Genomic DNA, 18,798 nt, shown 5'->3' on the forward strand with positions numbered 1-18,798 from the left:
TTCTATGCGACTGACTGCCCTGCCCGCATTTGCGGACAACTACATCTGGATGCTGATCGCCGACGACGGTGCTGCCGTGGTCGTCGATCCCGGCGACGCTGCGCCGGTACTGGCGCTGGCTGCCCAAGGCGTGCGCGTGGACACCATCCTGCTCACCCATCACCACGACGATCACATCGGCGGGGTACCGGCGCTGCAGGCGAGTTTCCCCGGCGTGCGCGTGGTCGCACCGGTCGACGAGCGCATCCCGATGGCCACCGAGCGGGTGGGTGAAGGTGAACGTGTTCAGGCACTGGGCCGGATGTTCCACGTACTATCCGTCCCCGGGCACACCCGCAGCCACATCGCGTTTCACACCGCTGAACAGCTTTTCAGCGGAGATTCGTTGTTCAGCCTGGGCTGTGGACGCCTGTTCGAAGGTACGCCGTCCCAGCTGCTGGCATCGATGCGCAAGCTGGGTGCCCTGCCCGCGCAACTGCTGCTGTGTTGCGCTCACGAGTACACCGTGTCAAATGCCGTCTTCGCGCGGCATGTCGACCCCGCCAACGCTGCCTTGTTGCAGCGCCAAGAGGAGGCTTTGGCCATGCGCCGCGATGACCGTTCCACCCTGCCAGTATCCCTGGCCGATGAAATTGCCTGCAATCCGTTCCTGCGTACCCACACGGCGCCCATCCGCGCGGCCGTGTCGGCGCACCTGGGGCGCGAAGTCGTGGACGACGTCGACGTCATGGCCGGTCTCCGGCACTGGAAAGACGGCTTCCGCGCATGAGTCGCCGAAGTCTGCCGCTGGCCCTGGGTCTCGTCCTGGGGTTGGCCGGAACTGCCGGCGCACAATCGCTGGGCGCCGGCATCAGCCAGAACCTGACCGCCGCCTCGGCCCTGCCGCTGGATCCGTCAACGCTGCCGGCCGCATCGGTACGTAACGGCCAGGAGATCTTCTCCAGCTTCCGCGACGGCCTTGCAGAACCTACCTGTGACGCCGAAGCCACCAGCCCGCGCTGGCAGAAGCAGTTCGCCCATGCGCCTTCGCGGTTGGCCAACCAGGATGACGACGCGCTGGTGCTGTTCGGCTATGTGGTCGAAGAGCTGCGCAAAGCCAACCTGCCCACCGAATTCGCCCTGATTCCCTTCGTCGAAAGTGGCTACCGGCCCAATGCCCGCAACGGCAGCGGCCCGACCGGCCTGTGGCAGTTCATCGCCACCACGGCACGCAACCATCGCGTACCGATGAGCAACAACTACGACGGCCGACTGTCGGCAGTGGAGTCCACCCAGGCCGCCGTGCGCTACCTGAAGACCCTGCATGGCATGTTCGGCGGTGACTGGCGCCTGGCCACCATGGCCTACAACGCCGGTGAATACCGCGTGCTGCAGTCCATGCGCAAGGCCGGCATGAATGCGCAGAACGCCAAACCGGCCGGCCTGCCCGGGCTGTCGCCGGTCACCCATGCCTACGTCGAGAAGCTGCATGCCCTGGCCTGCGTGCTGGAAGACGTGGAAGATCAGCCGGGCGTGATGGCCTCGCTGGACCGCACGGTGCCGGTGCTGAAGGACCACACCCTGCCGGCGGGCACCAGCGTCCAGCAGTGGGCCGCCCAGCGCGCGCTGGACCCGGCGAAGATCGCCCGCCTGAATCCGGCACTGGCCGCCGGCAACCGCCCGTCGGGCACGGCCCGCGTACTGGCCCCGGTTTCGGCGTCCAACGCGGACGTTGCCGACATCGCCAGCACGGCCGTTGCCACCGCAGTGGCCAGCACCGCCAGCGCCGCGCCGAGCCCGCAGGTGGCCAAGGTGGTCGCCTCGGCTGCCGATCGCCCGCGCAACCGTCGCCACACCGTTCGCAATGGCGAATCGGCATGGACCATCGCCCGCCGCTACGGCATGCCGGTGAAGGCGCTGTTGTCGCTGAACGGCTTGAGCGGCAGCAGCGTGCTGAAGCCAGGCGCGGTACTGCGCGTCGAAGACTGAGGTCGGTGCGGCGCTGACACGCCGTTTCCGGCCAACGGCGAAGCCCCTCGCGGGTGGCGGCAGCAGCATTCATGAGTTGGGACGAGCGAGGTGGACCCACGGGGGACGCCGTGAACCCATCCTTGGGGGCTTGGCCGCGGCATCCATGCCGCGGACACCCCCGCGCGCCCACCCCGCCCGTCCCCTGATGGTTTCCGGTGGCACCCACGGATTGAAGGATGAAGAGCAGGAGCAGGTCGCTTCGCTTCTGGTAGCGGCCGACCTTGGTCGGCACTCATCGCGCAGGTCACGGATCGATCAGGGTTGCGACAACAAAAAAGGCCCGGCAATGCCGGGCCTTTTCGTTCCTGCCCGCCGGAGGGCTTACAGGTTCGCTTCGGTGGTCTGGATCAAGAACTTCTTGCGCATCGCCTCGATGTAGGCCTTGGCAGCAGCCATGCCGTCGATCTGGCTCAGCTGGTCCTTCAGCTGCTTCTGCTGTTCGGCGGTCACTTCCTTGATGTCGCCCGGGTTGACCTTGTTCACCGCGAAGACCAGCGCATGGCCGTTGACGTCGACCTTGCCGTAGCTCGGCTTGCCTTCGGCAGGCAGCGGCGCACTGAAGATCGCACGGTTGATCTCCGGGGTCGGCACCGGCTGGCTGCGCGGCAGGCCCGGCATCGGGCTCAGCTGCAGCTTCTCGCTGGCAGCCAGCGACTGCAGGGTCGCGCCGGCCTTCAGCTTGGCCAGCAGGGCATCGGCGGCCTTGTCACCGGCCTGGCGCTGACGGTCGGCACGGATCGCGGCGATCACCTGCTCACGCGCCTTGTCCAGCGGCAGCGCCTGCTCCGGGGTATGCGCGGCAACGCGGATCACCACGCTGTGGTTGCTGCTGCCGCCCAGGGCGATCGGATCGCTGGCGGTACCGTCCTGCACCAGGACGTCGGAGAAGGCGGCACGCAGCACGGCCGGATCAGCGGCAATACCGGTGGCGGTCGTGCGCGTGATCGGGCCCAGCGTCTGCATCGACAGGCCGACCGCCTTGGCGGCCGCGGACAGGTCGCTCGGGCTCTTGTTGATGGCATCGACCAGGCGGCCCGCCAGATCGTTGAAGCCGCGCTCGCCGTCGGCCTTCAACTGCTCGGCAGCCAAGGTGTCGCGTACTTCTTCGAAGGACTTGCCCTGGCCGCCACGAACCGCTGCGACCTTGATGATGTGGTAACCGAAGTCGGTCTTGACCGGGCCGATCACCTCACCCGCCTTGGCACCAAACAGTGCATCTTCGAACGGCTTGACCATCGCGCCCCGCTCCACCCAGCCCAGGTCACCGCCCTGCGCCTTGGAGCCGGGATCTTCCGAGTTCGCCTTGGCCAGCGCGGCAAAGTCGGCACCTGCCGCCTTTGCTTCGACAGCCAGCTTGGCGGCCTTGGCTTCAGCACCGTCGCCGGTGATCAGGATGTGCGCCGCCTGGCGCTGTTCCGGCGTGGTGAACTTGGCCTTCTCGTCTTCATAGCGCTTGCGCAGGGTCGCTTCGTCGGCCGCAGTCGGCGCCGGCAGGTTGGCACCATTGAGCTCGACATATTCCAGCGACACCGATTCGGCCTGGCGGAAATCCTTGCCATGGCTGTCGTACCACTGCTTGATCTGCGCGTCGGTCACCGGCGCGGTATCCACCGGAACTTCCGGCAGTGCGGCCAGTTCCACATCGCGGGTCTCGCCCAGCAGCTTCAACAGACGCTCGGTCTCGGCCTGGGTGACAAAGCCGGAATTCTGCAGGCCCGACGGGATCACCGACTGCTGCAGGCTCTCACGCACCAGTTCCTGGAACTGGGTCGGCGTGCGCGGCGGATTGCCACCGGCCAGGGCCAGACGGTAATTGCTTTCGCTGAACTTGCCATCGGCGCCCAGGAAGCCCGGAATGGTGGTGATGTATTCGCGCACAGCGCCGTCGCCAATCACGACACCGGCCTGCTCACCGACCAGGCGCACGACCTGCTCGTCGATCAACTGGTCGAGCACGGCCAGCTTGTTCTCGGTGCTTTCGAACGCGCGCGGGTCGAAGTTCTCGCCCTGCTGCTGGCGTTCGCGCATGCGTTCCTGCTCGAAACGGGTGCGGAAGTCCTGTGCACTGATCTCATGGTGCTGCCACATCATGCGCACCGGCCACCAGGACGGTGCCGAGCGCCACCAGGTCGGCGGTGCCGAAACCTTGGCGACGTTCTGTGCGCCGACGCCACCGAGGTAGCTGTTGTCGATCACGAACAGGAACGGAATCATCAGCAGCCCCAGGATCACGGTGACGATCCAGCCTGAGGTCTTGTCGCGGAGTTTCTGCAGCATGGTGAGGAATCACAAGGCTTGATTGGCGAGCCCGGCAGTGTAACCCGCTTCGCGGCGTGGACCAAAAGCAGTGGCAGCAGGGCCTGGCGCCATCCCGCCCAGGCGATCTACAGGTTCGCGCGCATCGAATGATGGAAACGGCGCAAAGAAAAAGCCCCCGACTTGCGTCGAGGGCTCTTAGAGTTGGCGGAGCGGACGGGACTCGAACCCGCGACCTCCGGCGTGACAGGCCAGCATTCTAACCAGCTGAACTACCGCTCCGCGCTTGAAACTTTGCAGGCGCTCAGTATATCCGAAGACTTCCTGAAAACCTACCCCGCTGAACACTTTTTTCAAAGTTTTTTCACGAGGATTTAAGAGTTTTGCAATGGCGGAGCGGACGGGACTCGAACCCGCGACCTCCGGCGTGACAGGCCAGCATTCTAACCAGCTGAACTACCGCTCCGTATTGCAGACCTCTTTGTTTTCTCTACAACCGGTTGGTTGGAGAGAAAACAAGGCCCCCAGCTTTTCGGCCGGGGGCCTCGTTGAAAATGGCGGAGCGGACGGGACTCGAACCCGCGACCTCCGGCGTGACAGGCCAGCATTCTAACCAGCTGAACTACCGCTCCACATTTCAAACTTACCGCGGTGCTGTGGTGGGTGCTGAGGGTTTCGAACCCCCGACCCTCTCCGTGTAAAGGAGACGCTCTACCGCTGAGCTAAGCACCCCAGCGAGCCGCTTAGTTTACAGCATCCTTCAGGGCCTTACCAGCCTTGAACGACGGATTCTTCGAAGCAGCGATCTTGATGGTGTCGCCGGTCTTCGGGTTGCGGCCGGTGCGGGCAGCACGGTCGCGGACCTGGAAGGTACCGAAGCCAACCAGGGTGACCGCATCGCCGTCCTTCAGCGCCTTGGTGACGGCAGCAACGACGGCATCGACAGCGCGGCTGGACTCGGCCTTGGTCAGGTCGGCAGCTTCAGCAACGGCATCGATCAATTCGGTCTTGTTCATTCTTTACAACTCCTTTGGCGGTGGGTTCCGCGTATTCGACAGGGAAGCAACCGCACGACGTCTGCATGCGGTTGCCATGTGGAAACGGTTCGCCGAATTCAGTGAGCGCTGACTGCGATCACTCATTCGCGAGTGCTGCTTTTATACCAGCGGCCCTACCCCCACGCAAGCTGGAAAGCCAGCAACGACGCGGGTTTCAAGCATTTCGACAGGACGCATCAATGCTTGACGCGCGCGTTTCCACTCGGTTTGGCCTTGCTGCGCACCGTGACGCGCTGCGCACTCTTGCGCGTCTTCTTCGGTGCCAGCGGACGTTCCAGGGCCAGATCGAGCACTTCCTCGATGTACTTCACCGGCACGATCTCCAGGTCGCGGGTGACGTTGGCCGGAATGTCAGCAAGATCCTTGCGGTTCTCATCGGGGATGATCACCGTGCGGATTCCGCCGCGCAGGGCCGCCAGCAGCTTCTCCTTGAGGCCGCCGATCGCGGTGACGCGACCACGCAGGGTGATTTCGCCGGTCATCGCCACATCGGCGCGCACGGCGACCTTGGTCAGCATCGACACCAGCGAGGTCACCATTGCCGCACCGGCACTGGGGCCATCCTTCGGCGTCGCACCATCGGGTACATGCAGGTGCACGTCGTGCTTCTGCAGGAAGTCCGCATCGATGCCGAAGCGCTCGGCACGCGAACGCACCACCGACAACGCCGCCGACGCTGATTCCTTCATCACGTTGCCGAGCTGGCCGGTCAGGATCAGCTGGCCCTTGCCCGGTACCAGCGTCGATTCGATCTGCAGCAGATCGCCACCGACTTCGGTCCAGGCCAGGCCCGTGACCAGGCCGATCTCGTTCTCTTCTTCGGCACGGCCGAAGTCGAAGCGACGCACGCCCAGGTACTTGTCCAGGTTCTTGCTCGACACGCTCACCAGCGCCTTGGACTTGCGCGCGCCCTTCTTCGCCTTCGCCACCGGCTGCGGCCCACCCAGCGCGATTTCCTTCACCACCTTGCGGCAGATCTTGGCGATCTCGCGTTCCAGGTTGCGCACGCCGGATTCGCGCGTGTAGTAGCGCACGATGTCCTGGATGGCATCGCTGCCGATCTCCAGCTCTTCCGGCTTCAGGCCGTTGGCCTTGATCTGCTTGGGCGACAGGTAACGGGTGGCGATGTTGAGCTTCTCATCCTCGGTGTAACCGGGGATGCGGATCACTTCCATGCGGTCCAGCAGCGGGCCGGGGATGTTGAGCGAGTTGGAGGTCGCCACGAACATCACTTCGGACAGGTCCAGGTCCACTTCCAGGTAGTGGTCGTTGAACGCGTTGTTCTGCTCGGGATCGAGCACTTCCAGCAGCGCCGAGGAAGGATCGCCACGGAAGTCCATCGACATCTTGTCGATCTCGTCCAGCACGAACAGCGGGTTCTTGCTGCCGACCTTGTTGAGGTTCTGCACGATGCGGCCCGGCATCGAACCGACATAGGTACGACGGTGGCCACGGATCTCGGCTTCGTCGCGCACGCCGCCCAGCGACATGCGCACGAACTTGCGGTTGGTGGCCTTGGCGATGGACTGGCCCAGCGAGGTCTTGCCCACGCCCGGCGGCCCGACCAGGCACAGGATCGGACCCTTCATCTGCTTCACCCGCGACTGCACCGCCAGGTATTCAAGGATGCGTTCCTTGACCTTCTCCAGGCCGTAGTGATCGGCATCGAGGGTGTCCTGCGCGGCCTTCAGGTCCTTGCGCACCTTGCTGCGCTTCTTCCACGGCACGCCCAGCAGCCACTCCAGGTAGTTGCGCACGACCGCTGCTTCGGCAGACATCGGCGACATCTGCTTGAGCTTGTTGAGCTCGTTGCGCGCCTTGGCTTCCACCGGCTTGGGCATGCCCGCTTCGGCGATCTTGCGCGCCAGCTCTTCCAGTTCGCCCGGCGCATCGTCCAGGTCACCCAGTTCCTTCTGGATGGCCTTCATCTGTTCGTTGAGGTAGTACTCGCGCTGGCTCTTTTCCATCTGCGACTTCACGCGGCCGCGGATGCGCTTTTCCATCTGCTGCACGTCGATCTCGCCGTCGACCAGGCCGACCAGCATCTCCAGGCGTTCGCCCACCGCCAGCGTTTCCAGCAGGCGCTGCTTGTCCGACAACCGCACGCTGATATGGGCGGCGATGGTGTCGGCCAGGCGTGTCGGCTCATCGATGCCGGCCAGGGTCTGCAGCAGTTCCGGCGGCAGCTTGCGGTTGGTCTTGACGTACTGCTCGAACAGCGACATCAGCGAGCGGGCGATGGCCTCGATTTCGCGCGGCTCACGTGCATCGGCGGCCTCGATTTCCACGGCCTGGCCGTGCAGCGATCCATCGCGTTCGCTGACGCTGGTCACCTGCACGCGCGACAGGCCTTCGACCAGCACCTTGATGGTGCCGTCAGGCAGCTTCAGCAGCTGCAGGACCTGCGCCAGGGTGCCGACCTGGTAGAGGTCGGCGGCCTGCGGGTCATCGGTCTCGGCCGACTTCTGCGCCAGCAGCAGGATGCGCTTGTCTGCTTCCATCGCCTGTTCCAGCGCGTGCATGGACTTGTCGCGGCCGACGAACAGCGGGATGACCATGTGCGGGAATACCACTACGTCGCGCAGCGGCAGGACCGGCAGGTCGAGGGTCTCACTTGGGGAACGGGCCATGGGGGCTCCAGGGAAGGGGAAAACCGTCTCCGGGAGGGCATCTTCCGGAGACAAAAAAAGCCGATGGCCCCGTTATGGGGCCATCGGCTTTCAGATGCAAGACGTTCCGAGAAAATTCTTTCTATTCAACAAGTTGAAAGAATCATTCGGCGCCGGCGGCCTTCTGTTCAGGGACCGGCGGGGTCTGGTAGATCAGGTACGGCTCGGACTTGTGCTCGATCACCGATTCATCCACGACAACCTTGCTGACGTTTTCCTGCGACGGCAGGTCGTACATGGTGTCCAGCAGGACCGATTCGACGATGGTGCGCAGGCCACGGGCACCGGTCTTGCGCTTGAGCGCCTTCTTGGCGATGGCCGACAAGGCGTCCGGACGGAACTCCAGCTCGACGTTCTCCATCTCGAACAGCTTCTTGAACTGCTTGGTGATGGCGTTCTTCGGCTCGGTCAGGATGCGGATCAGGGCCGGCTCGTCCAGCTCTTCCAGGGTCGCGACCACCGGCAGGCGGCCCACGAACTCGGGAATCAGGCCGAACTTGATCAGGTCTTCCGGCTCGACTTCAGCCAGCACCTTGCCCACTTCCTGCTTGCGCTCGCTGCTCTTCACCTTGGCGCCGAAACCGATGCCACCGGCGTCGTTGGAGCGCTGCTGGATCACCTTGTCCAGGCCGGCAAACGCGCCGCCGCAGATGAACAGGATGTTCTTGGTGTCCACCTGCAGGAATTCCTGCTGCGGATGCTTGCGCCCACCCTGCGGCGGAACGCTGGCCACGGTGCCTTCGATCAGCTTCAACAGGGCCTGCTGCACGCCTTCGCCGGACACATCGCGGGTGATCGACGGGTTCTCGCTCTTGCGCGAGATCTTGTCGATTTCATCGATGTAGACGATGCCCTGCTGTGCCTTCTCGACGTCGTAGTCGCACTTCTGCAGCAGCTTCTGGATGATGTTCTCCACGTCCTCGCCCACGTAACCGGCTTCGGTCAGCGTGGTGGCGTCGGCCATGGTGAACGGCACGTTGAGCAGGCGGGCCAGGGTCTCGGCCAGCAGGGTCTTGCCCGAACCGGTCGGACCGACCAGCAGGATGTTCGACTTCGCCAGCTCGACTTCGTCGTTCTTCTGGCGGCTCTCGATGCGCTTGTAGTGGTTGTACACGGCCACGGCCAGGGTCCGCTTGGCGCGGTTCTGTCCGATCACGTACTGGTCGAGCACCTCGAGGATCTCGCGCGGCTTGGGCAGCGAACTGCGCGCCGACTGCGCCTTTTCCTCAAGCTCCTCTCGGATGATGTCGTTGCACAGCTCCACGCACTCATCGCAGATGAACACGCTCGGACCGGCAATCAGCTTGCGCACTTCATGCTGGCTCTTGCCGCAGAAAGAGCAGTAGAGGATCTTGCCGGTGTCCGTGGAACGACCTTGGCGGTCTTCGCTCATGCTTCGCTTACCCAGTTACCCCACCCGCTGAACGGGGGTTCGATTCGAGAATAACACAGGGCCGGAGGGACATCAGTCCACCCGACCCTGCAGGAACGGGGCCTGCCATGGCCCCGTGAGTGCCGGTCAGCCGGCCTGGATCGACTCTTCCGGACGACGCTCCAGGACCTGGTCGACCAGGCCGTAGGCGACAGCATCGACCGCGCTCTTGAAGTTGTCGCGCTCGGTATCGCGCGCGATGGTCTCCAGCGACTGGCCGGTGTGCTTGGCCAGCACTTCGTTCAGGCGCGCACGCAGGGTCAGGATCTCGCGTGCGTGGATGTCGATGTCGGTGGCCTGGCCCTGGAAGCCACCCAGCGGCTGGTGGATCATCACCCGCGAGTTCGGCAGCGCATAGCGCTTGCCCGCCGCACCGGACGCCAGCAGCAGCGCGCCCATCGAGGCGGCCTGGCCAACGCAGATGGTGCTCACGTCCGGCTTGATGTACTGCATGGTGTCGTAGATCGCCATGCCGGCGGTGACCACGCCACCCGGCGAGTTGATGTAGATGCTGATGTCCTTTTCCGGGTTTTCCGCTTCCAGGAACAGCAGCTGCGCCACCACCACGTTGGCCATGTGATCGTCGATCGGGCCAACCAGGAAGATCAGGCGCTCCTTCAACAGGCGCGAATAGATGTCGTAGGCACGCTCGCCGCGGCTGGTCTGCTCGACCACCATGGGAACCATGTTCAGGGCTTTGGTTCGGTTGTCCATTTCGTGAGGTACCTATCTTGGGGGGAAACACCCCCGCGCCAGGGCTGGCGCGGGGTATCCGGCAATCCGCCAGGGATTACTGGCGGATCGCGTCCTGGAACGACAGCTTTTCTTCAGTGTGCTGGGCGCGCTCGGCGATCCAGTCGATCACCTGCTCTTCCATCACGCGGTTCTGCAGGCCAGACATCAGCTGGGGGTCGTTGCGGTACATCTCAATGACCTGTTCCGGCTCTTCGTAGGTCGAGGCGATCAGACGCATCGTTTCATTCAGACGCTTCGGCTCCAGGCGCAGGTCGTTGCTGCGGGCCACTTCGCCGACCACCAGGCCGACCAGCACACGCTTGGCAGCAGCGTCCTTGAAGCCTTCGTGGGCGTCGGCCGGGATCTCGCCCGGGTTGCGGCCACTGCGGCGGATCTGCTCGACCTGCTGGGCCAGCATGGCACGGGCTTCGTTCTCGACCAGGCGCGGCGGCATTTCCACCGACGAATAGGCCGCGATCAGCTGCTCACCGACTTCACGACGCAGGCGGTTCATCAGTGCGCCCTTCAGCTCACGCTCGAGGTTGGCGCGGATGTCGCTGCGGAACTGCTCGACGTCGCCACCCTTCACGCCGAAGCTCTTGATGAAGGCTTCATCGACGGCCGGCACGACCGGCTCGGACACGTCGCTGACCTTCACGGTGACCTGCACGGTCTTGCCCGCCAGCGCCGGCACGCGCCAGTCAGCCGGGAACTCGACGTCCAGGGTTTTCTCTTCGTCCTTGGCCATGCCGACCAGGCCCTGCTCGATGGTCTCGAACATCATGCCCTGGCCGAGCACGATGCTGCCCTTCTCGGTGCCTTCGGCCGGCAGGCGCTCGTCACCGGCCTGCGACCAGGTTTCCAGTGCGACCAGGTCGCCGTCCTGCGCGGCACGGGTGACCGGCGACCAGCTGCGACGCTGCGTCTGCAGGTTCTCGATCATCTGGTCGATGTCGGCATCGGTGATTTCGGCGGTGTGGCGCACCACGGTCAGCTTGCTGACGTCGATGTCACCGAAGTCCGGCACCACTTCGACGGTGGCCACGAAGGAGAACTCACCCTCGTCACCCTTGTCGATGCGCGGGCTGCCGACGATGCGCAGGTCGTGCTCACGCACGGCGGCGTCGAAGGTTTCGCGCAGAAGGCCGTCCAGCGCCTCGCCACGGACCTGCGCGCCGAAGCGCTGCTCGATCACCTTGGCCGGCACTTTGCCCGGACGGAAACCCTTGATGCGGGTGGTGCGGGCGATTTCGCCCAGGCGGCCGTTGATGTGGCTCTGCAGACGGTCTTCCGGCAGCGAGAAGCTCAGGCGGCGTTCCAGGTTGCCGATGGTTTCAATCGAAGCTTGCATGTTGACTCCTGCCACCGGTGGCGCCCTGGCCCCCGGCTCGATGATGGATGAAACGGTTGTAAGGACACGACGTCGATGACGCGCCTGCTTGCCGCAGCCCTTTAGTTTCGCCCAATTCGGGCGGCGCCGCCAGCACGGCCGGGCGCAGGGGTTGACGCGGAATGCCCGACTGGGCGGGGGACGGGCCGGCCTGGTGCGAAAGGGGGGACTCGAACCCCCACGCCTTGCGGCACTGGAACCTAAATCCAGGGCGTCTACCAATTCCGCCACTTTCGCGTGGCCGGCTCAGGTGTTCATTGTTGCAGGCGGGGGCGGAAAGCGGAAGGCTTCCACAAAACTGAACAGGGAAATTACCCTTTGGAGCCGGCCTGGGCGCATCCCGCCCCAGGCCGATCCGGGTCAGCGGGCGGCCGGCGCGGGCTCGGGTGTTTCGCCCGCAGGGACGCCGGCCGCATCACCACTGGGCGTTTCCAGCGTGGCGCCATCGGCGGAGTGGGTCATTTCAACCGCGCCAGCAGGCAGCGCCTCCCCTGTCGCCCCGGCCGGATGCCTGGTGTCGCGGCCCTCCACCGGCTGTGCAGCGACGTGGTCGACATCCGCAGATCGCTCGACCGTCCGCGCGTAGTCCGGTGCAGCGGCGGTGGCCGCCTCGTCCGCCCTGCAGCCCGACAGGGCGACCACCACCACGGCGGCCAGCATCACGCCCATGCTCTTGTTGAACGTCATCGAAGCACTCCTCATGCATGCGCCTTCGGCGCGGAACAACTATTGGGAGCGATGCCGGCAGCAACCGGTGAGAAGCAGCTCACAGCATTGAACATGCTGATGACGCATGTGACGCTGATTTCAGCCACGCTTCAGTAGATCCACGCCATGCGTGGATGAACCCCTCAATGCCTGCGATATCCACCCATGACGGGGATCTACCGACGCTGCCGCAGGCAAGAAAAAAGCCACTTGGCGGACCAAGTGGCTTTCGTCTGGTGGGCTGTCAAGGATTCGAACCTTGGACCTATTGATTAAGAGTCAACTGCTCTACCAACTGAGCTAACAGCCCGAAATCGGGGGGCGAATTATGACCCGATCCGCGAGGGCGTTGCAAGCACTTTCTTCAACGTCGTTGAAACAAGCACTGCAACCGGCGATCCATCGCGAAGGGTTACATCTTGAAGAAAAAAGCCACCGGGCGGACCCGATGGCTTCTGTCTTGGTGGGCTGTCAAGGATTCGAACCTTGGACCTATTGATTAAGAGTCAACTGCTCTACCAACTGAGCTAACAGCCCTTGAAACTCAGGCGCACATTATAGCCGGCGACCTGTTTATTGCAATACCGTTTCGGCGATACCGATGCGGTTGAATCAGTGGGGTGGCTGAGGGGATTCGAACCCCCGACCACCGGAATCACAATCCGGTACTCTAACCAACTGAGCTACAGCCACCACTGAAACTTTCGCTTCACCGCCAATGCTGCCGACGCTGACGCTTGATACGTTGCCCGAGGACTGTCACCGAAGTTCAGGTCCGCCGAAGCGAGTCCGATATTCTGGTGGAGTCTGCATGCTTTTGCAAGCACTTCTTCACATCCGCCAGCTACGTTCCGGTGTCGCGCCAATGGCGCGCCCGACAGGAATCGAACCTGTAACCGCCGGCTTAGAAGGCCGGTGCTCTATCCAGTTGAGCTACGGGCGCCCGAACCGGAACGGCGTCCAATCCGACGTGACGTGGGATTGGTCGGGGTAGAGGGATTCGAACCCCCGACATCCTGCTCCCAAAGCAGGCGCGCTACCAGACTGCGCTATACCCCGGTGTTGCAATCCCCTCGGGCATGGACCCGGGGAGCTGGCCATTGTGGCCAAGCGCCCTGCGAACTGTCAACGCGCAATCCCAGCCCTGCCCCGCCATGACCACGGCTTGCGCAGTCATCGGCTATGCTCGCAGCCAGCGGCCGGATGGCCCAATCGCCCCCATTTCGCACGGAGACCTCGCATGCGCAGCGGCAACCCGGCTCTTTCCGAGTCGACCTTCCTCGATCTGGCCAGTGGCTCGGTGGTGACCAGCCCCGACCAGGCCATGACCCTCAATGGCACCGTCAACAAGACCGGCTTCCTGCTGCTGCTGACCGTGCTGACCGCGGCCTTCGCCTGGAACCAGACCGTGGACGACTACGGCCAGGTGATGGCCGGCGCCAAGCTGTACGCCATGGGCGGGGCGATCGGTGGCCTGGTGCTGGCCCTGATCACCGTGTTCAAGAAGGAATGGTCGCCGGTCACCGCACCACTCTATGCGCTGGTGGAAGGCCTGTTCCTGGGTGCCATCTCGGCCGTGTTCAACATGAAGTTCCCGGGCATCGTGTTCCAGGCCGTGCTGCTGACCTTCGGCACCCTGTTCGCACTGCTGTTCGCCTACCGTAGCGGCCTGATCAAGGCCACCGAGAACTTCAAGCTCGGCGTGGTCGCCGCCACCGGCGGCATTGCCCTGCTGTACCTGGCCTCGTTCGTGCTGGGCTTCTTCAACATCAACGTGCCGGTGATCCATGACGCCAGCTGGCTGGGCATCGCCTTCAGCCTGTTCGTGGTGGTCGTGGCCGCGCTGAACCTGGTGCTGGATTTCGACTTCATCGAAACCGGCGTGGCCCAGCGCGCGCCGAAGTACATGGAATGGTATGGCGCATTCGGCCTGATGGTGACCCTGGTCTGGCTGTATGTGGAGTTCCTGCGCCTGCTGTCGAAGATCCAGCAGCGCTGATCCAGTCCATGCCGTAAACGACAAGGCCGCGGTCCGTCGGGATCGCGGCCTTTTTTTGTAGCGTCGAGCACGCTCGACTCCCGCGGAAACACGCCCCATGGCAGACACCCTCCCTCGCCGCTTCCACAGCTATCGCCCGGCCGATGGCCATCGCCTGCCACACGATCCGTTCAACGCCATCATCGGCCCCCGCCCCATCGGCTGGATCTGCAGTCGTGATGCCGACAGCAATGTGAACCTGGCGCCCTACAGCTTCTTCAACGCGTTCAACTACACGCCGCCGATCATTGGTTTCAGCAGCCAGGGCCGCAAGGACTCGCTGCGCAACATCGAAGCCACCGGCGAGTTCGTCTGGAACCTCGCCACATTCGATCTGGCCCAGGCAATGAACGAAAGCTGCCGCGCAGTCGCGCCCGACGTGGACGAGTTCGTCCTGGCAGGGCTGACACCACTGGCCTCGGAGCAGGTGGCACCGCCGCGCGTTGCGCAGAGCCCGGTGAGCATGGAGTGCCGCTGCACGCAGATCGTGCGTCTGCGTGATGCGGTCGGCAATGACACCAATGGCTGGCTGGTACTGGGAGAAGTGGTCGCCGTGCATATCGATACGCGGTTGCTCGTCGACGGCGTCTACGACACCGCAGCGAGCGACACCATCCTGCGCGGTGGCGGACCGGCCGACTACTTCCGGATCACCGCCGATCAACGCTTCCGCATGCTGCGGCCCACCTGACCCCTCATCCCGCCGCCCCACGGGACAGCAGGATCGGCAGCGACGAGGCCAGCATGGCCACGCCGGAAGCGGTCAGCAGGCCGAGGACGATCTGCCGAAAACGCGCCTCACTGATACCGATATACAGCTTCGCCCCCAGCAGCGTGGGTACCAGCATCGCCGGCGCGACAATGGCGAAGTACGGCAGCATCTGCCGGGTGACCATGCCGGTACCGACATAGGTGGCCATGGTCACCGCCAGCATCGCCAGATTGAAGTTCTGGATGACCGCGCGCTGCTCGTCCTTGCCGAAGCCGCGCAGCGTGCTCCACAGGGTCGGCACCGGCCCGGCGAAGCCACCGATGCCACTGAGCACACCACCGGCCATGCCGGCCAGCGCGTCGCCGAACCGGCCGCCAACGGTGACCGGTGGCAACGAACGCGCCATCAGCATCACCGGGCACCACAACGCCAGGAAACCTCCCAGCAGCGCCTTGAACCAGGCCATGTCCAGCTGCGGCAGCACCAGCACGCCAAGCGGAATGCCCGCCAACCCACCGAGCACGAACGGCAGCAGCAGGCGCAGGTTGAAGCCACGGCGCACGGTGAATACCGCCAGCAACTGGCCGACCAGCGCGCCGAACACCGACAGCGTCGCCGCAAGCCGGGGATCCAGCCCCCACGCCCAGAACGACATCGCGACCATGCCGAACGCGAATCCCGACAGGCCCTGCACGAACCCCGCGACGATCGCGCCCAGCGCGACCAGCAGATACACCGGCTCCATCCCCACTCCTCACCACTGCCGTGCGACTTACCCTGCCGCACCCGACGCTGCAGCGTAATGCGTGGCGAGATGATCGACCAGCGCGCGCACCTTCGGCGCCAGCGCACGCGCATGGGGATACAGCGCGAAATAGCAGCGCGTGCCACCGTGCCAGCTGGGCAGCACGCGGATCAAGCGGCCGGCGCGAAGATCTTCCTGCACCGTAAGCGCGGTGAACAGACTGATGCCCATGCCGGCCAGCACGGCCGCATACAGTGCCGGCGTGGCGTCCACGCGCAGTCGTTGGCCTGCTTCCACGCTGGCGATGACACCGCGCGGTCCGTGCAGCTGCCACGGCGTCATCGCCGCAACAGGGTTGAACCCCAACAAGGTGTGGTTCTGCAGGTCGGCCACCTGTCGAGGCAGTCCCTGCCGAGCGAGGTACGCCGGTGCCGCAACCAGGATGCGCGGGCATCGCGCCAGTTCACGGGCGACCAGTTGGCTGTCAGGCAAGGACGGCGCGATGCGCAGGGCGAGGTCGAAGCCCCCGCCGACAACATCGACGAGCTGATCGTCGGCCGACAGTTCCAGCGCAACCTGCGGATAGCGCGCCAGGAAGCCAGGCAGCCAATGCGGCAGCTCCTGGCTGGCGACCACCTGCGGCACGCTGACCCGCACGCGCCCGCTGGGCTGGGCCTGGCCGGCCCGCGCACGGTCATCGGCGGCCTCCAGCCGGTCAAGCAGCGCAACCGCCTCGCGGTAGTAGTCGCGTCCGGCCTCGGTCAACGACAGCCGCCGGCTGTTGCGATCCAGCAGCCGCACCTGCAGGTGCTCTTCAAGTTGACGCAGCTGCCGCGACATCGCCGAATGGGTGGTACCCAGCCGCTCGGCGGCGGCAGTGAAACTGCCGGCGTCGACGATCGCGCGCAGGGCTCGCAGGGCGGCGAAATGGTCCATCGGCAGCGCGCTCCAGTCGGCGGGGCCCGCAGGCTGCGGACCCCGCCAGCTTATCAAGTGCCGTTGCCTGCCTTGCGCACCGGCATGGCCAGAATCGCCGAGGTGGTCATCACATCGCCAAAGGCATCCTCGATCTGTGCCAGCGACGCCTCATGCAATGCGCGATGGCCGATGGTCCCGCCATTGGCCAGATCCAGATCACGGCTGGCAGAGGCATCGGAAGCCACGATCACCCGGTAGCCGCGCGGCGCCGCCGCAGCATCGCGTGCAGCACCGGCAACGCAGGCATGGGTCTGCAGCCCGGTGACGATGAGGGTGTCGATACCGGCATCCTTCAGCACCTTGTCCAGTGCCGCTGCCGAGGCACCGGCGAACACGCTGACGTTGTCCTTCTGCACCACGGTCTCGCCCTTGCGCGGTTGCATGTCACGGTGGAATGCCGCGTTGACACTGCCTTCTGCAAACAGCGGCGCGCCTGCCGGCAGTACGTGCTGCACATGGATCACGCGGATGCCGTTGGCATCAGCGAAGTCGACCACGCGACGCGTCTGCCGCAGGGCCGCTACACCATCGGGAATGACCATGCGACCACCGGCGAAACCGGGCGCGGCGCTGGCGTCGAAGTACTCGTTCTGGAAGTCGATCACCAGCACGGCCGTCTTCGCTGCGTCGAGCGAGGTGGCAGCCGCAGCGCCGGCCATATGGCGGATGGTGGGGTGGACCGGCTCGGCGGCGACAACCGGGGCGGTGGCAGCCATGCCGATCAGGCCGGCCAGGCCGAAAGCAGTGAGGTTCATGGTCAAGCTCCTGTGCGGTGGAAAGTGGGCACAGGATGAGGAGCATTGAATGCACGAACCAGCCGCCGTTGAGCACACAATCTGTGCGGTTTTCGCACAGATCATTTTCCTTGCAGATGGTGCCGCCATCCACGCATGGCGTGGATCTACTGGCCGGTGAAACGCAGCGGGGCGCCCGAAGGCGCCCCGCTGTGGATCCAATCGGAGTCGAGCCGCCGCTTACAGGCGGCTGGCGATCGCCTTGGCGAAGCCCATCGTGTTGCCGGTGCCGCCGAGGTCGCCGGTCAGCGAATCCTTGGCTTCCATCGTGGCGACGATGGCCTTGCGCAGGCGCTCGGCGTTTTCCGGCTGGCCGACGTGGTCGAGCATCTGTGCCGCCGCCAGCAGCAGGGCGCACGGATTGGCCTTGCCCTGGCCGGCGATGTCCGGCGCGGTGCCGTGCACGGCTTCGAAGATCGCCGCGTCCTTGCCGATGTTGGCGCCCGGGGCCAGGCCCAGGCCACCGACCAGACCGGCGCACAGGTCGGAAATGATGTCACCGAACAGGTTGGTGGTGACGATCACATCGAACTGTTCCGGACGCATCACCAGCTGCATGCAGCAGTTGTCGACGATCATTTCCTGGAACTCGATGTCCGGGTACTGCGCGGCGACTTCGCGCGCCACGGCCAGGAACAGGCCCGAGGTCGACTTGATGATGTTGGCCTTGTGCACGGCGGTGACCTTCTTGCGGCCGACACTGCGGGCCAGCTCGAAGGCGTAACGCACGATGCGCTCGGAGCCCTTGCGGGTGATGCGGGTGCCGGAGAAAGCGGTCTCGCCGTCGGCAGACACTTCCTGGCCTTCGGCCAGGTACGCACCTTCGGTGTTCTCACGAACGGTGATCAGGTCGACGTTGTCGAAACGCGACTTGGTGTTCGGGAAGGTGTGGGCCGGACGCACGTTGGCGTACAGGTCGAAGTGCCGGCGCAGGCTGACGTTGATCGAGGTGAAACCGCCACCGACCGGGGTGGTCAGCGGGCTCTTCAGCGCGACCTTGTTGCGCGCGATCGATTCCAGGGTCACCGCCGGCATCAGATCGCCGTGCTTCTCCAGGGCCACCAGGCCGGCGTCGGCGTCTTCGTACTCCAGGCCAGTGTTGAGCTGGTCGAGCACGAACAGGGTGGCGTCCATGATTTCCGGGCCAATGCCGTCGCCGCGGATGACCGTAATTTTCTGCGTCATTGATCGATGTTCCGAACAGGGGGAAAAACGCCGTCCGGACGTGCCCGGAAACGCCGGCGCAAAGGAAGTTTCACCCGCAATTATGCCT

General features: G+C 64.6%; 15 protein-coding genes and 10 tRNA genes. 4 read left to right on the top strand and 21 right to left on the bottom strand.

What is annotated here, in order from left to right:
- Positions 1 to 4: 4 nt before the first annotated feature.
- Together gloB and ABIA73_RS15055 are read left to right on the top strand one after the other, a co-directional pair.
- On the top strand, positions 5 to 769 hold the full coding sequence (gene gloB, locus ABIA73_RS15050; RefSeq protein ID WP_354275973.1) for a hydroxyacylglutathione hydrolase: 765 nt from the start codon (positions 5 to 7) through the stop codon (positions 767 to 769).
- Positions 766 to 1,968, top strand: coding sequence for a lytic transglycosylase domain-containing protein (locus ABIA73_RS15055; RefSeq protein WP_032977383.1), 1,203 nt, complete (start codon positions 766 to 768; stop codon positions 1,966 to 1,968). Before gloB ends, ABIA73_RS15055 begins: the two co-directional genes overlap by 4 nt.
- Before the next feature lie 363 nt (positions 1,969 to 2,331).
- Here the strand turns inward: ABIA73_RS15055 and ABIA73_RS15060 are convergent, their stop codons facing one another.
- From ABIA73_RS15060 to ABIA73_RS15140, 17 genes are all read right to left on the bottom strand, one after another.
- Positions 2,332 to 4,287, bottom strand: coding sequence for a peptidyl-prolyl cis-trans isomerase (locus ABIA73_RS15060; protein ID WP_032977385.1), 1,956 nt, complete (start codon positions 4,285 to 4,287; stop codon positions 2,332 to 2,334).
- A gap of 184 nt (positions 4,288 to 4,471) precedes the next feature.
- Positions 4,472 to 4,548, bottom strand: a tRNA-Asp gene (locus ABIA73_RS15065).
- A 107-nt stretch (positions 4,549 to 4,655) separates the two neighbouring features.
- Positions 4,656 to 4,732 (bottom strand) — tRNA-Asp (locus tag ABIA73_RS15070).
- A gap of 89 nt (positions 4,733 to 4,821) precedes the next feature.
- Positions 4,822 to 4,898: transfer RNA gene (locus tag ABIA73_RS15075), tRNA-Asp, on the bottom strand.
- Between the two features lie 25 nt (positions 4,899 to 4,923).
- Positions 4,924 to 4,998 (bottom strand) — tRNA-Val (locus ABIA73_RS15080).
- An 11-nt stretch (positions 4,999 to 5,009) separates the two neighbouring features.
- A complete protein-coding gene (gene hbs, locus ABIA73_RS15085) occupies positions 5,010 to 5,282 on the bottom strand; it encodes a non-specific DNA-binding protein Hbs (RefSeq protein WP_004146343.1) in 273 nt (90 codons plus the stop codon).
- Between the two features lie 218 nt (positions 5,283 to 5,500).
- Positions 5,501 to 7,954 carry an endopeptidase La gene (gene lon, locus ABIA73_RS15090; RefSeq protein WP_025878144.1) on the bottom strand — a complete coding sequence of 818 codons (2,454 nt, stop codon included), beginning with the start codon at positions 7,952 to 7,954 and terminating at the stop codon, positions 5,501 to 5,503.
- Between the two features lie 142 nt (positions 7,955 to 8,096).
- Positions 8,097 to 9,386: an ATP-dependent Clp protease ATP-binding subunit ClpX gene (gene clpX, locus ABIA73_RS15095; RefSeq protein ID WP_025878143.1), complete on the bottom strand. Its 1,290-nt coding sequence runs from the start codon at positions 9,384 to 9,386 to the stop codon at positions 8,097 to 8,099.
- A 126-nt stretch (positions 9,387 to 9,512) separates the two neighbouring features.
- Positions 9,513 to 10,139: an ATP-dependent Clp endopeptidase proteolytic subunit ClpP gene (clpP, locus tag ABIA73_RS15100; protein WP_025878142.1), complete on the bottom strand. Its 627-nt coding sequence runs from the start codon at positions 10,137 to 10,139 to the stop codon at positions 9,513 to 9,515.
- A gap of 76 nt (positions 10,140 to 10,215) precedes the next feature.
- The gene (tig, locus tag ABIA73_RS15105) at positions 10,216 to 11,511 is read right to left on the bottom strand and encodes a trigger factor (RefSeq protein ID WP_025878140.1); all 1,296 of its coding nucleotides are present in this window, start codon (positions 11,509 to 11,511) and stop codon (positions 10,216 to 10,218) included.
- A gap of 191 nt (positions 11,512 to 11,702) precedes the next feature.
- Positions 11,703 to 11,787, bottom strand: a tRNA-Leu gene (locus ABIA73_RS15110).
- Between the two features lie 123 nt (positions 11,788 to 11,910).
- Positions 11,911 to 12,237 carry a hypothetical protein gene (locus ABIA73_RS15115; protein WP_354275974.1) on the bottom strand — a complete coding sequence of 109 codons (327 nt, stop codon included), beginning with the start codon at positions 12,235 to 12,237 and terminating at the stop codon, positions 11,911 to 11,913.
- Between the two features lie 255 nt (positions 12,238 to 12,492).
- Positions 12,493 to 12,568: transfer RNA gene (locus tag ABIA73_RS15120), tRNA-Lys, on the bottom strand.
- A 151-nt stretch (positions 12,569 to 12,719) separates the two neighbouring features.
- Positions 12,720 to 12,795 (bottom strand) — tRNA-Lys (locus ABIA73_RS15125).
- A 79-nt stretch (positions 12,796 to 12,874) separates the two neighbouring features.
- A tRNA-His gene (locus ABIA73_RS15130) sits at positions 12,875 to 12,951 on the bottom strand.
- Between the two features lie 173 nt (positions 12,952 to 13,124).
- Positions 13,125 to 13,201 (bottom strand) — tRNA-Arg (locus tag ABIA73_RS15135).
- 39 nt (positions 13,202 to 13,240) lie between these two features.
- Positions 13,241 to 13,317 (bottom strand) — tRNA-Pro (locus ABIA73_RS15140).
- A 181-nt stretch (positions 13,318 to 13,498) separates the two neighbouring features.
- Here ABIA73_RS15140 and ABIA73_RS15145 point away from each other — a divergent pair.
- Positions 13,499 to 14,257 carry a Bax inhibitor-1/YccA family protein gene (locus ABIA73_RS15145; RefSeq protein ID WP_025878135.1) on the top strand — a complete coding sequence of 253 codons (759 nt, stop codon included), beginning with the start codon at positions 13,499 to 13,501 and terminating at the stop codon, positions 14,255 to 14,257.
- 97 nt (positions 14,258 to 14,354) lie between these two features.
- Positions 14,355 to 14,987 (top strand): flavin reductase family protein, encoded by a 633-nt coding sequence (locus ABIA73_RS15150; RefSeq protein WP_354275975.1) that lies wholly within the window; start codon positions 14,355 to 14,357, stop codon positions 14,985 to 14,987.
- 4 nt (positions 14,988 to 14,991) lie between these two features.
- Here the strand turns inward: ABIA73_RS15150 and ABIA73_RS15155 are convergent, their stop codons facing one another.
- From ABIA73_RS15155 to ABIA73_RS15170, 4 genes are all read right to left on the bottom strand, one after another.
- On the bottom strand, positions 14,992 to 15,753 hold the full coding sequence (locus ABIA73_RS15155; RefSeq protein ID WP_099782987.1) for a sulfite exporter TauE/SafE family protein: 762 nt from the start codon (positions 15,751 to 15,753) through the stop codon (positions 14,992 to 14,994).
- A 27-nt stretch (positions 15,754 to 15,780) separates the two neighbouring features.
- Positions 15,781 to 16,689 (bottom strand): LysR family transcriptional regulator, encoded by a 909-nt coding sequence (locus ABIA73_RS15160; RefSeq protein ID WP_025878130.1) that lies wholly within the window; start codon positions 16,687 to 16,689, stop codon positions 15,781 to 15,783.
- A gap of 53 nt (positions 16,690 to 16,742) precedes the next feature.
- On the bottom strand, positions 16,743 to 17,486 hold the full coding sequence (locus tag ABIA73_RS15165) for a cysteine hydrolase family protein (protein WP_354275976.1): 744 nt from the start codon (positions 17,484 to 17,486) through the stop codon (positions 16,743 to 16,745).
- Between the two features lie 219 nt (positions 17,487 to 17,705).
- Positions 17,706 to 18,710: an isocitrate dehydrogenase gene (locus ABIA73_RS15170; protein ID WP_033830456.1), complete on the bottom strand. Its 1,005-nt coding sequence runs from the start codon at positions 18,708 to 18,710 to the stop codon at positions 17,706 to 17,708.
- Between the last annotated feature and the right edge of the window lie 88 nt (positions 18,711 to 18,798).

It is taken from the genome of Stenotrophomonas sp. 2694 (assembly GCF_040548715.1).
In the GTDB taxonomy this organism is placed as follows: Bacteria; Pseudomonadota; Gammaproteobacteria; order Xanthomonadales; family Xanthomonadaceae; genus Stenotrophomonas; species Stenotrophomonas indicatrix.